10 protein-coding genes are annotated in these 12,481 nt (G+C 70.9%); 2 read left to right on the top strand and 8 right to left on the bottom strand.

All coding sequences use genetic code 11. From position 1 onward, the window contains the following. Positions 1 to 15: 15 nt before the first annotated feature. The 6 genes from ACQEVM_RS01175 to ACQEVM_RS01150 form a co-directional block, all read right to left on the bottom strand. Positions 16 to 558 (bottom strand): bacterial proteasome activator family protein, encoded by a 543-nt coding sequence (locus ACQEVM_RS01175; RefSeq protein ID WP_433073640.1) that lies wholly within the window; start codon positions 556 to 558, stop codon positions 16 to 18. 158 nt (positions 559 to 716) lie between these two features. Next, a complete protein-coding gene (locus tag ACQEVM_RS01170; RefSeq protein WP_433079742.1) occupies positions 717 to 3,446 on the bottom strand; it encodes an FtsX-like permease family protein in 2,730 nt (909 codons plus the stop codon). A 101-nt stretch (positions 3,447 to 3,547) separates the two neighbouring features. Continuing rightward, positions 3,548 to 4,291, bottom strand: a complete 744-nt coding sequence (locus ACQEVM_RS01165; protein WP_351372318.1) for an ABC transporter ATP-binding protein — start codon at positions 4,289 to 4,291, stop codon at positions 3,548 to 3,550. 26 nt (positions 4,292 to 4,317) lie between these two features. Next, positions 4,318 to 4,992 (bottom strand): PadR family transcriptional regulator, encoded by a 675-nt coding sequence (locus ACQEVM_RS01160; RefSeq protein ID WP_433073636.1) that lies wholly within the window; start codon positions 4,990 to 4,992, stop codon positions 4,318 to 4,320. Between the two features lie 108 nt (positions 4,993 to 5,100). Then, positions 5,101 to 5,823 carry a hypothetical protein gene (locus ACQEVM_RS01155; RefSeq protein WP_433073633.1) on the bottom strand — a complete coding sequence of 241 codons (723 nt, stop codon included), beginning with the start codon at positions 5,821 to 5,823 and terminating at the stop codon, positions 5,101 to 5,103. A 176-nt stretch (positions 5,824 to 5,999) separates the two neighbouring features. After that, positions 6,000 to 7,634, bottom strand: coding sequence for a protein kinase domain-containing protein (locus ACQEVM_RS01150; protein WP_433073630.1), 1,635 nt, complete (start codon positions 7,632 to 7,634; stop codon positions 6,000 to 6,002). Positions 7,635 to 7,862: 228 nt separating this feature from the next. On the opposite strand from ACQEVM_RS01150, the gene ACQEVM_RS01145 reads away from it, so the two are divergent. Then, positions 7,863 to 9,509: a protein kinase domain-containing protein gene (locus tag ACQEVM_RS01145; protein WP_433073627.1), complete on the top strand. Its 1,647-nt coding sequence runs from the start codon at positions 7,863 to 7,865 to the stop codon at positions 9,507 to 9,509. An 88-nt stretch (positions 9,510 to 9,597) separates the two neighbouring features. On the opposite strand, the gene ACQEVM_RS01140 is transcribed toward ACQEVM_RS01145, so the two are convergent. Continuing rightward, positions 9,598 to 10,020: a pyridoxamine 5'-phosphate oxidase family protein gene (locus tag ACQEVM_RS01140; protein ID WP_433073624.1), complete on the bottom strand. Its 423-nt coding sequence runs from the start codon at positions 10,018 to 10,020 to the stop codon at positions 9,598 to 9,600. Between the two features lie 107 nt (positions 10,021 to 10,127). Beyond that, positions 10,128 to 10,790, bottom strand: coding sequence for a response regulator (locus ACQEVM_RS01135; RefSeq protein ID WP_433073621.1), 663 nt, complete (start codon positions 10,788 to 10,790; stop codon positions 10,128 to 10,130). A gap of 480 nt (positions 10,791 to 11,270) precedes the next feature. Here ACQEVM_RS01135 and pdhA point away from each other — a divergent pair, with 480 nt between their 5' ends. Continuing rightward, positions 11,271 to 12,479, top strand: a complete 1,209-nt coding sequence (gene pdhA, locus ACQEVM_RS01130) for a pyruvate dehydrogenase (acetyl-transferring) E1 component subunit alpha (protein ID WP_433073618.1) — start codon at positions 11,271 to 11,273, stop codon at positions 12,477 to 12,479. Positions 12,480 to 12,481: the final 2 nt, after the last annotated feature.

The raw sequence follows: 12,481 nt of genomic DNA, 5'->3' as shown, positions 1-12,481 counted from the left end.
GTGTCCGGGATCGGGCTACAGGTACGGGCCCGAGCGGACCGCGCCGTGCGGACCCTCGTCGTCGTCGTCCTCGTGCGAGGCACCCGGAGGCAGGGCCCGCCGCATCTGCTCCAACTGTGCCCGCGCCGCCATCTGTTGCGCGAACAGGGCCGTCTGGATCCCGTGGAAGAGACCTTCCAACCAGCCCACCAACTGCGCCTGTGCGATCCGCAGTTCCGCCTCGGAGGGGATCGCCTCCTCGGTGAACGGCAGGGACAGCCGTTCGAGTTCCTCGACCAGCTCGGGAGCCAGGCCGTCTTCGAGTTCCTTCACCGACGCTGCGTGGATGTCCTTGAGCCGGACACGGCTCGCCTCGTCGAGAGGTGCGGCACGAACCTCTTCCAGGAGTTGCTTGATCATGCTGCCGATCCGCATGACCTTGGCGGGTTGTTCGACCATCTCCGTCACCGGGACCTCGCGCGACTCGTCATCGGCGCCGCCGACCGCCATCCCGTCCTGTCCCACGATCAGGACGTGCGGGGGGCTGTCCTGCGACCGTTCACTCCTCGGCATCTCCATGCCGTCATTCTCTCGCACACCTTCGTTCTCACACGGTGTGCCCCCGTACAGGCGTGATCCAACCTGTACGGGGGCACACGATGACCCCGTCGTCACTCGTACGTCACCGAGCGGTCACCCTGGTCACCCGTGTCACGGGCGCCCCGGGAGATCCGGCGTCAGCCCGCCGCCCGGCGGGCCAGGGCGCCGCTCGACTTCGTGACGATCGCGGCCAGCAGGGCCGCGCCCAGCGGGACCACGACCAGCAGTCCGGCCAGGGTCTCCCACGGCACCGCGATCGGGACGTACAGGCCGTCGGTGACGCCGGACTCCTCCAGGAGCCGCTTCGCGGTCTCCCGCTCGGTGAGTCGCAGCCCGACCGCCGGCAACAGTCCGGCGGCGGAGCCCAGGACCACGCCCATCAGGGCCACCACACCGCACTGGAAGCCGCTCAGCGTCCGCCGCACCCGCGGCGGGGCGCCGACGGCGGCCAGCGTCTTCAGGTCGGCCTCGGCGTCGGCCTGGGCGAGGCCCGTGGCGATGCCCGCCGCGCCGATGGTGACGAGACCGGCGAAGATGGTGAGGGCGAGCATGGGCAGGGTGTCCCGGCTCTTGTAACCCTCCTCGATCGAGACCGAGGCATCCAGGCCGATCTGGTCGATGCGGCTGTCCAGCTTCTGACGCTGCGTGCTGCCGGGCTTGCCGTCGAGGGTGAAATAGGAGCCGGCCGGCGCGGTGGTGAGCCCGGCCGCCTTCACGGCACTCGCGGGGAAGACCACGCCGAGTCCGTAGCCCGCGTCGGGATCGGTCGCCTGGTGGACCGGCATGACCTTCTCGACGCCCTTCGGCTCCTCGTCGGGATCCATGCCCTTGGGCTCCTCGGTCACGATGACGAGGGTGAGCCTGCCGTCCTTGACGAAGCGCTTGTCGAAAACGACGGGCTTTCCGGCCTTGAGCGCGGTCGCGGCGCCGGGGTCGGTCACTCCGAAGACCTTCATCAGCTTCTCGTCGGCGACGACCAGTTGGAAGTGCTGCTGGTAGTTGCTCTGCTTGCACCGCCAGTCCTGGGACAGCTCACGCCGCTGCGCGGGAGTGAAGGAGTCGTAGGAGTTCCTCGACGCGTAGAGCGGGCAGCGGTTCTCCTTGGGCGTGACGATCTCCGCCCGGCCGCAGCCCGGTTCCACCGAGTACGAGTCGCACGTCGGCTTCCCGACGACGATCCGGTCCACGTCCGCCCGGACCGCCAACGAGAACTCCTTCGCGAGCGCGTCGCGGACGGCGGGCACGTCCCGGTACCGGTCGTTCTCGTTGCTCGCCAGCACGCCGGCGCCGGCCGGCATGTTCGCGACGTACTCGTGGCGGGCCTGCACGTCGCTGCTGTACTCGTACGTGGCCACCGCCACGGTGCCGGCGACGGCGGCCAGGACCGCCGCGACGGCGGGGGCCGTACGCCCCCGGTTGCGCACGGCGTCGCGCAGGGCGAGCCGCGGCGACAGCGGCAGCCACCGCCCGAGCCGCCCGAACAGGCCGACGAGGGTCGGGGTGAGGGCGACCACGCCCAGCTCGGCGAGGGCGCTGCCGCCCCCGACGACTGCGGTCCCGGCGTTGGAGACGGCTCCGTAGAGCGCGATGGCGGCGCCGGCCGCGATGGCCACCAGCCCGATGAACGGCAGGACCCGGTTGGCCTTGCGGACCCCCCGACGGCCGGTCAGCGAGGCCAGCACGGTCTGCCGGGAGGCGGTGATCGCCGGGACGATCGAGGCGAGCAGGCCGGTGATCACGGCGAGCAGCGCGATGCCGAGGAGTTCCAGGGGACGGACCTCGAAGCCGCCCCAGCGCAGCCCCAGGTACTCCTCCAGGACCGGCCGGAGACCGAGGGTGAGCGCGCCGCCGAGGGCGAGGCCGATGACGGCGGACGCCGCACCGATGACCAGGCCGCCGGAGAGGACGATGGCGCGGATGTGGCGGCGGTCGCCGCCGTTGGCTCCGACCAGGCCGAGTTGGCGGCGCGAGCGCCGGGCGCCGACCGCGAACGCGGGGCCGGCGAGCAGGCAGATCTCCAGCATCGCGAGGCCGACGACGGTGGCCAGGATGGTCATCTCGACGGTGCGCATGCCCGACGACCCGTCGAACTGGCCCTGTTCCTTCTCCTGCTCGTACAGCGGGACGTCGGAATCGGCGGGCGGGTTCAGGTTGACGGCGCGGGAGACCACGAGGACGCTCTTGGCGTTCGCGGCCTTCACCATGTTCCACGTGAAACCTTCGCCGCCGACCTTCACGAGGTAGGTGTCGTCGACCGACACCCCTTCGGTGCCGCCGGCCCGGAGTTCCTTGTCGAGCGGGGTGAGCAGGGTCCCGGGCCGGGCCGTGACCTCCAGCTCCTTCAGGGCGGAGGGGAGTTCGTACGCTCCCACGATCCGCAGGGCGCGGGACGAACCGCGCGCGGTGACCTGGGAGCCGACGAAGAACCCGGAGTCCTTCAGGAAGGCGTCGGTGGCGATGATCTCGCCCGCCGCGGCGGGGAGCCGACCCCGCTTGAGGGTGAGCATGCCCTTGACGAGCGGGTCGGCGGTGTCCAGCTCGCGCAGGCTGACGTCCAGCAGGCCGTGCGTGGTGCGGACCTTGGCGTGCCCCTTGCTGTCCTTCACGGACCGCGCACCCGGCGGGAGGGTGGAGGGGAGGGAGTCCTCGGCTTTGTCGCGCGCGGAGGGGTCCCAGGACGAGTAGCCGCCGACGGGGGCGGAGTAGTCGCCGTTCGGCCGCTGGTACACGGGTACGCCCATGCCCGAGGCCGACAGCAGGGCGTCGGCGGTGCCGATCCGACGGGACATCGTCTCGTTCACGCCGAGCGTGGCGCTGCGGGTGGTGAGGTCGACGGCGCTCACCCCGACGATCGGCAGCGCGATCATCGCGAGGACGAGGGCACTGCGCCCCTTCGCGCGCCAGGCGTCGCGGCGGGCGATCCGGATCGCGGCGATCCAGGAGTGGTACCAGGTGTGGAGCGGGGTGGTCACAGGCCGGCCGCCCGCCCGGAGAGCAGGGAGTCGGCGTGGCTGCGCAGGGTCTCGTCGACGACGCTGCCGTCGCGCAGGAAGACGACCCGGTCAGCCCACGCGGCGAACCGGGGCTCGTGGGTGACGAGGATTCCGGCCGCGCCCGCGTCGCAGCGCGAGCGCAGCAGGGCCAGCACGGATTCCCCGGTCTCCGAGTCGAGGGCGCCGGTGGGCTCGTCGGCGAGGACCAGGCGGCGGTCGCCGACGAGGGCGCGGGCGATGGCCACGCGCTGCTGCTGTCCGCCGGACATCTCGTCGGGGAAGCGGTCGGCGAGCTGTCCCAGGCCCATCTCCTCCAGCGCCGCCAGGGCGGAGGCGCGGGCCTTGCGGGCCGATATCCCGTCGAGTTCGCGGGGCAGCGCCACGTTCTCGGCGGCGGTGAGGGCCGGGATCAGGTTGTAGTCCTGGAAGACGTAGCCGATGCTGCGGCGGCGCAGCGCGGCGAGCTGCTTGCGGCTCGCGGTGGTGATGTCGGTGCCCTCCACGATCACCCGGCCGCTGCTGGGGGTGTCGAGCCCGCCGGCGAGGGTGAGCAGGGTGGACTTGCCGGACCCCGACGGGCCCATGACGGCGACGAGTTCGCCGGGGTACACGGCGAGGTCGATGCCGCGCAGGGCGTGCACCTCCGTGGCACCGCTGCCGTGCGTGCGGACGAGTTTGTCCAGCTGGAGTACGGCGTTCTGTGACTGCTGGTCAGGCATGGAAGGGTCCCCCTGGGACGGTTCGTTCAACTCCGCCGCGCGCGGGCGGTGGAGGGGAGGTCGGTGGCGCCGCCGGCTGCGGTGGCGGTCGTCGCTTCGGCGCCGGATGCGGTCGGGGCGGCCTGGGGCGGATCGGGTGCGGCTCTCCGGTCGGCCGGCAGGGAGAGCCGGACGAGCCGGGCTTCGCAGTGGTCGAGCCAGCGGGCCTCGGCCTCGGTCTGGAAGATCAGCTGTTCCAGCACCAGCAGCCAGGCGATGTCGTCGCGTTCGTGGGAGGTGCCGCTCTCGATCGCGGTGAGCGCCTGCGCCTTGAGCCGGGTGTAGTCCTGCATCGCCCTGATCGTGGCGTGCCGCTGGGACTGGATGACGGAGCGGATGTCCACGCCGGGGGCGCCGACGGCCATGGCGAGCTTGATGGACAGTTCGTCCCGGGGCGGGTTGGCGCGGTCCACGGGGCGCTCGTACCACTCGTGGAGTTCGGCGCGGCCGGAGTCGGTGATGGCGTACAGGGTGTGCCCGGCGGGGTCCTCGCCGCCGGGGGCGACGAGCCCGTCGCGCTCCAGGCGGGCGAGGGTGGTGTACACCTGCCCGACGTTGAGGGGCCAGGTGGACCCGGTGCGGGATTCGAACTCGGTACGCAGCTGAGAGCCGTACCGAGGACCCCTTTCGAGCAGGGCGAGAAGCCCGTGGCGGATCGACATACTCAGTATGTATACCGGGTATGCCCGGGCGCGCAACCGTCTGTGGACGGACTCCGCAGGAGGGACGCGCGGGGCGGCCTCCGTCCCGAGTGCCACGCGGGCGGCCGGTCAGCGTCCCCGGCGCAGCCGTACTCCCATGAAGCCCAGACCCAGTCCCATCAGGGCGAACCCGGTGCCGAGCGGCAGCAGGTGGGCGGCCAGATCGGCCGCCCGTTCGTTGGGTCCGGTGCCCATCGCCTCGACCGCGGAGCTGCCGGTCGGCTCGGGGGTCGGCTTCGTCACCGATTCGCGACGGGAGGGAACGGGCAGTTCCGACGCCTGCGGCCGTGCGTGCGCCAGGGGGGGCCGCGTCCGCTCCCGGGGCTCCGGCCGCTCCCGCAATCCCGGCCGCTCCCGCAGCCCCGGCCGTTCGGGTCGCGCGGGCCGTTCCGCCGATCCGGGCCGTTTCGCGGCTCCGTCCCGCAGACCGGGGTGCTCCGGGTGCTCCGGCCGCTCGGGCCATGCGGGCCGCTCGGGCCGCTCGGGTCGCAGTGGGCGGGTGACCGGCACGGTCATGGGGCCGGCCGGCTCCGCCACGGGGCGCCCGGGGCGCTCCCGCCCGGAGCCGGCGGCGCTGCCGGCCAGTTCCTCGTAGGCCTCTTCGGGTACGACCGACGCCGGATCGGTGGCCGTGGTCGCGGCGGCGAGGGCGGGGACGAACGCGCGGGCGAGGGAGCGGACGGAGGGGGCCGCGGAGGCGGGGCCCTGGGCGTGCGCCGGCGCCGCGACCAGCAGCGCGGCGGCCGTCAGTGCGGCGCCGGCCGTCCAGCGCGGGGCGCGGGCGTGAGTCACGCGCTCAGGTTTACATAAACGGACAAAAGCGGCATCTCGTACACCGTGTACGGGATGCCGCTTCCACGAAAGAGCAAGAAGGGCGCGAACGACACGATGCACGCGAACGACACGATGAAGGGGAGGGGCGGTCGGCAACCGCCCCCGGCCGTCGTCCCCCCGCGCCCCGCTCCGTCCTACTCCGGGTTCCCGGTGGAGACGCGGAGGGTGAAGGTGGTGTCCTTCGGGTCGATCTTCTCGCCGGCGGAGGGCAACTGGTCGACCACGGTGCCGTCACCGTAGACGGCCTCGTCGCGGGGCTCTTCCTTGATCTTCCAGCCCGCGGCCTGGATGCAGTCCTTCACCGAGCGGATGTTCTTGTACCGGAAGTCGGGGGCGTTGACCTTCTTGGCGTCGTCGTAGGCCTTCGACGGGCTCTTGCACTTCTCCGCGTCGATCGTCCGGGAAAGGTCCGGCCCCCGGTAGCCCGGGCGCGTGGAACCGGACGCCGAAGTCGAGGAGGAAGGCGACGCGACGTCCTTGTCCTTGTCGCCGCCGCCCAGGTTGAGCACGGCGATCAGCCCGCCGATGGCCACCAGCGCCACCACGATCGAGCCGACGATCACGCCCGTGTTCTTCTTCGACCCGCCGCCCACGCCCCCCGGGGCCGGGTTCTGGTTCGGGTTGGGCGAGATGGTGAACGGCGGCGGGGTCTGCGGGGCGTACTGATGCGGGGCGTGCTGCTGCTGGGGCGGGTACGCGTATCCGGCCTGCGCCGGTGCCTGCGGCGCGTACGGGGACGGCGCCGGGGTGTGCGGCGGCTGGTACGGCTGCTGCACCGACTGCGGCGGCGCCTGGAACCCGGAGTCCACCGGCGGGAACACGGCCGAGCTCACGCCCGCCCCGTTGCCGCCCGAGGCCGCGCCGGGCACGATCACCGGGGCGCCCGTGCGACCGGCCGCCATCACGCGGTCGATCTCGTCGCGCATGGCCGCCGCGGTCGGGAAGCGCTCGTTCGGGTTCTTCTTCAGGGCCCGCGCCACCAGCGCGTCCATGGCCGGCGTCACCGACCGGTTGATGGAGGACGGGGCGACCGGCTCCTCCTGCACGTGGGCGTACGCGATGGCCAGCGGCGAGTCGGCGTCGAAGGGGATCCGACCCGTCAGCAGCTGGAACAGCATGATGCCGACGGAGTACAGGTCGGACCGGGCATCCACACCGCGGCCCAGCGCCTGCTCGGGCGACAGGTACTGCGGGGTGCCGACGACCATACCGGTCTGCGTCATCGAGGTGACGCCCGACTGCATGGCGCGGGCGATGCCGAAGTCCATGACCTTGACCACGCCGCGCTTGGTCATCATCACGTTGCCGGGCTTGATGTCGCGGTGGACCAGTCCCATCTCGTGGCTGGTTTCGAGCGCCGCGAGCACGTCGGAGGTGACCTTGAGCGCCTTGTCGGCCGGCATCGCGCCGTACTGCGCGATGTCCGCCTGGAGCGCGGAGCCGAGCGGCTGCCCCTCGACGTACTCCATGACGATGTACGGCATCAGCGCGCCGTCGAGCTCGCCCTCACCCGTGTCGAATACCGAGACGATGTTCGTGTGCGACAGTTTCGCTACAGCCTGCGCCTCGCGGCGGAACCGCTCGCGGAAGGACGCCTCGCGCCCCAGTTCGCTGTGCAGTGTCTTGATGGCGACCTGTCGGTCGAGGGCCGAGTCGTACGCCAGGTAGACGGACGCCATGCCGCCTTCGCCGAGCAAGTCCCTTAGCTGGTAACGGCCACCGGCCAGGGAGCCGCCTGCGTACCGGCCCTGTGTGCCGTCCTGGCTCATGACTGTTGCTTCCCCTCGGGCGGTGTCCTGACGCGTCTGGCAGAGCGCATGTGGCAGCCAGTCTGCCGGAGGGCAAGCACACGTCAAGCCAGGTGCCCGTTCCGTGACCACAAGGCCACCGCGAGCCATTGTCCGAACGGTGAACGGTTCGGAGGCTGTAGCGTTCGTCGCAGCACCCCAAGAGGACACCGCTGAGTTGCGGCCCGAGAGAGACGACGGCGAGGACTGATGGCACCCGAACCCGAGGGAAACGGCGCCGGGATGGCCGAGGATCCTGAGCATTGGGGCGCAGGCGGCCTGGTGGGCGAAGGCCGATATCGGCTGACCCACCGCCTGGGCCGCGGTGGCATGGCGGAGGTCTTCGCCGCCGAGGACGTCCGGCTCGGACGCACCGTCGCGGTGAAGCTGCTGCGCGCCGACCTCGCCGAGGACCCCGTCTCCAAGGCCCGTTTCACGCGTGAGGCACAGTCGGTCGCCGGGCTGAACCACCACGCGGTCGTCGCCGTGTACGACTCGGGCGAGGACCGGGTCGGACCGAACGTCGTCCCCTACATCGTGATGGAGCTGGTCGAGGGCCGCACCATCCGCGACCTGCTGATCAGCGCCGAGGCCCCGGGCCCCGATCAGGCGCTCATCATCGTCGCGGGCGTGCTGGAGGCCCTGGCCTACTCCCACCAGCACGGCATCGTGCACCGCGACATCAAGCCCGCCAACGTGATCATCACCGACACCGGTGCGGTCAAGGTGATGGACTTCGGCATCGCCCGCGCCCTGCACGGCGTGCAGTCGACGATGACCCAGACCGGCATGGTCATGGGCACCCCGCAGTACCTGTCTCCCGAACAGGCCCTCGGCAAGGCCGTGGACCACCGCAGCGACCTGTACGCCACCGGCTGTCTGCTGTACGAACTCCTGGCGCTGCGGCCCCCCTTCACGGGCGAGACGCCGCTGTCGGTGGTCTACCAGCACGTCCAGGACGCGCCGATCCCGCCGTCGCACCTGCCGGAGGGTCATCACATCCCGCAGGAGCTCGACGGCCTGGTCATGCGCTCGCTGGCCAAGGACCCGGACGACCGTTTCCAGTCGGCCGAGGAGATGCGCGGGCTCGTCCAGTACGCCCTCCAGATGCTCCACGACCAGGGGCCGAACACCGGCACCTGGAACACCGGCCCCGTCACCATGACGCTGCCGCACGGGCAGCCCGGATCCAACCCCACCACGGCGATGCCGCAGGGTGGCACGGGTGGTCAGCAGTACCCGCAGCACGCCACGACCTCGCAGTTCCAGCAGCCGATGGTGCCCCCGCTCAACCCCGACGACGGGTCGGCCTTCCCGGGCGGCGGCGGATACGGCAACGGCAGGAACGGCAACGGGAACGGTCACGGAGGCCAGGGCGGTCACGGCGGCCAGGGCGCCGGCGGAGGCCGCTGGAAGATGGTGGTCTTCGCGCTGCTCGCGGTGCTGGCCATCGCCGGCGGTGTCGCGTACGCGGTGAAGACCGTGGGCGGCAACGGCGGTTCGGGCAACGAGAAGAAGTCCCCCGGCACCACGCAGAGTTCGCCGAAGACCCCGGCCAGCTCCGCGGAGACGCCGGCGGACTCCCCCTCCGCGCAGTCCCCGGACACTCCGCGCACGAACGACAGCGACGACGAGGAGACGTACAGGCCCTCGCCGAGCCGGACCAGGGTCTCGCCGAGCCACAGCGCGCCGTCGAGCTCGCCTTCGCCCTCGTTCTCGGAGAAGCCGACGCCGAGCACCGAGCCGTCGTCGTCCAAGCCGTCGACCTCTTCGAAGCCACCGACGGACCCGTCGCCCGAGACCGGAGGCCCGGGAGGCCCCGGCGGTGGTGGCGGCGACGACGGCACCCTGCCGTAAACCTCGTGACGAAAGGGCCCGACGGAATCCATTTCCGTCGGGCCCTTTCCCGTGCGCGTGCCGGCCGGGCCCTGCGCGTGCCGGCCGGTCAGAGCGCTTGTTGGTACTCCCGGTCGCGCGCGTGGCTTCCGGCCAGGGTGTGCGCGGTGACGAGGCGCGGTGCGATGCGCATGTAGACGGGGTCGAAAACGGCTCCGTCGACGAAATGCGGACCCGGACCGAAGAGTTCCAGTTCCGCGTTGGTCGGTTCGACGAGTTCCGCGGTGCCGGTGAACTGGACCGACCACAGGCGTCGGTCCCCGGAATTGAAGTTGTCCGCGCCGTACGAGACCACGCTGCCGTTGCACGCCTGGTGGTGGCCGAACCCGGCGTGCATTCTCAGCACGACCCCGCCGTCCACCACGATGTGGCGGGCGAGGGCGAGGAAGGGCAGCGCGCGCATGCTGGTGGCCACTCGGCCGTACGGCACCCGGCGCAGCAGTTCGATGGCGTGGAGTTCCTCAGGGGACATGTGATCCACTGTCCGCCTCCGACACCTGGGCGGGAAAGGGGATCCCGCCCCGTTGATCAGGGACGTTGGTCCCGAATCGACACGTCCGCAACCCCTTTTCAGCCGGCCTAGGCGCGCTTTTCGGCCTGGAGGCGGGCCACGAACGCGGCGGCCTGGGAGCGGCGTTCCATGCCGAGCTTCGACAACAGGCTGGAGACGTAGTTCTTGATCGTCTTCTCCGCCAGGTGCAGCCGCTCGCCGATGACGCGGTTGGTCAGACCCTCGCCGATCAGGTCCAGGATCTTGCGTTCCTGCTCGGTGAGGTGGGAGAGGCGGTCGTCGCCCTTGCCGTGCTTGCCGTCGCGCAGCCGCTCCAGCACCCGGGCGGTCGCCACCGGGTCCAGCAGGGACTTGCCGGCCGCGACGTCCCGGACGGCGCTGAGCAGCTCATTCCCGCGGATCGCCTTCAGGACGTAGCCCGAGGCGCCCGCCATGATCGCGTCGAACAGCGCCTCGTCGTCGGCGAACGAGGTCAGCATCAGGCACTTGATGTCCTCGTTCTGGGAGCGGACCTCGCGGCAGACCTCCACGCCGCTGCCGTCCGGGAGGCGGACGTCGAGAACGGCCACGTCGGGACGGGTGGCCGGGATGCGGACGAGTGCGTCGGCGGCCGTACCGGCTTCCCCGACGATCTCGATGTCGTCTTCGACCGACAAGAGTTCATGGACGCCCCGACGGACCACCTCGTGGTCGTCCAGGAGAAATACCTTGATTTTTCCGTCTTCGCGCACAAACTCATCTTCACACACTCGTTCACATACTCGCCGTTATCGTCCGGTGCAGCCGTTCGACCCTTCTTGCCCGTCCGGGCGTTCGTCTTTGTGTGCGATTGCGGGTACGGAGGGTTGGCGATCGGGTCCGCCCGTTCGGGAGCTGCGGCGTTCCTCCATCAGTGATCACCCTTGAACCCCTTCCCTGGGGGAGTTACCCGGGATAACGTGCCGTTGTTCCGGCCCCCTGCAAGGCTGTGACCAGTGGTTGTTCCCGAAGTCGCCGATTTACTTGGATATCCAAGCAAAATCGCAGGTCAAACGGGGTTTCGCAGTTATGCGGGGCACTGGGTAACGTGCATTGCGCAGGGCACTCGCCGGGGCACCTGTCACGCCTGAATCCCGTACGTTCCGCGCACCCACCCCGTGCTCGGGTACAGATACAGGTGAGCCGCACTGGACCCCGGAGAACCCGGGTGCCGGACCGACGGAGGAGCACACGTGACCGTGGAGAGCACTGCCGCGCGCAAGCCGCGACGCAGCAGTGGCACCAAGCGGGCAGCAGGCGCAGCCGGCGCCCGCAAGACCGCCGCTGCCACCGCACAGCCGCACGACGCCGAGCCTCAGCTCGTACAACTGCTGACGCCCGAGGGAGAACGGGTCGAGGTCGCGGACAACCCCGACATCGCCGAGTTCGCTCCTTTCGTCGCCGACATCACCACCGAGGACCTGCGCGATCTGTACCGCGACATGGTCCTCACCCGCCGCTTCGACGGCGAGGCGACCGCCCTGCAGCGTCAGGGCGAGCTGGGCCTGTGGGCCTCGCTGCTCGGCCAGGAGGCCGCGCAGATCGGTTCCGGGCGCGCGCTGCGCGACGACGACTACGTCTTCCCGACCTACCGCGAGCACGGTGTGGCCTGGTGTCGTGGCGTCGACCCGACCAACCTGCTCGGCATGTTCCGCGGTGTGAACCACGGTGGCTGGGACCCGAAGATCAACAACTTCCACCTGTACACGATCGTCATCGGCTCGCAGACCCTGCACGCGACCGGTTACGCCATGGGTGTGGCCAAGGACGGCGCCGACTCGGCCGTCATCGCCTACTTCGGCGACGGCGCGTCCAGCCAGGGCGACGTGGCCGAGGCGTTCACCTTCTCGGCCGTCTACAACTCCCCCGTGGTGTTCTTCTGCCAGAACAACCAGTGGGCGATCTCCGAGCCGACCGAGCGCCAGATGCGCGTACCGCTCTACCAGCGCGCCCAGGGCTTCGGCTTCCCGGGCGTCCGGGTGGACGGCAACGACGTCCTGGCCTGTCTCGCGGTCACCCGATGGGCGCTGGAGCGGGCCCGCCGCGGAGAGGGCCCGACCCTCGTCGAGGCGTTCACCTACCGCATGGGCGCGCACACCACCTCCGACGACCCGACGAAGTACCGGCGCGACGAGGAGACCGCGGCCTGGGAGGCGAAGGACCCGATCCTGCGCCTGAAGGCCCACCTCCTCGCCACGGGCGGCGCCGACGAGGCGTTCTTCGAGCAGCTGGAAGTCGAGAGCGAGACCCTGGGCAAGCGGGTGCGCGAGGTCGTGCGCGCCATGCCCGACCCGGACACGATGGCGATCTTCGAGAACGTCTACGCGGACGGGCACGCGCTCGTCGACGAGGAGCGCGCCCAGTTCGCCGCGTACCTCGCGTCCTTCGAAGGTGGGGAGTGACC

Origin of the sequence: Streptomyces sp. CA-243310, assembly GCF_050936775.1 — a bacterium.
GTDB lineage: Bacteria > Actinomycetota > Actinomycetes > Streptomycetales > Streptomycetaceae > Streptomyces.
Note: the sequence above shows the minus strand (reverse complement) of the source record. Positions and strands in the feature narration are given on the sequence as shown.

Bases quoted from the DNA above. Each gene is read 5' to 3' on its own strand.
- ACQEVM_RS01175 (WP_433073640.1), bottom strand. From the start codon at position 558: ATGGAGATGCCGAGGAGTGAACGGTCGCAGGACAGCCCCCCGCACGTC.
- ACQEVM_RS01150 (WP_433073630.1), bottom strand. From the start codon at position 7,634: ATGAGCCAGGACGGCACACAGGGCCGGTACGCAGGCGGCTCCCTGGCC.
- ACQEVM_RS01160 (WP_433073636.1), bottom strand. From the start codon at position 4,992: ATGTCGATCCGCCACGGGCTTCTCGCCCTGCTCGAAAGGGGTCCTCGG.
- ACQEVM_RS01165 (WP_351372318.1), bottom strand. From the start codon at position 4,291: ATGCCTGACCAGCAGTCACAGAACGCCGTACTCCAGCTGGACAAACTC.
- ACQEVM_RS01140 (WP_433073624.1), bottom strand. From the start codon at position 10,020: ATGTCCCCTGAGGAACTCCACGCCATCGAACTGCTGCGCCGGGTGCCG.
- ACQEVM_RS01170 (WP_433079742.1), bottom strand. From the start codon at position 3,446: ATGATCGCGCTGCCGATCGTCGGGGTGAGCGCCGTCGACCTCACCACC.
- ACQEVM_RS01145 (WP_433073627.1), top strand. From the start codon at position 7,863: ATGGCACCCGAACCCGAGGGAAACGGCGCCGGGATGGCCGAGGATCCT.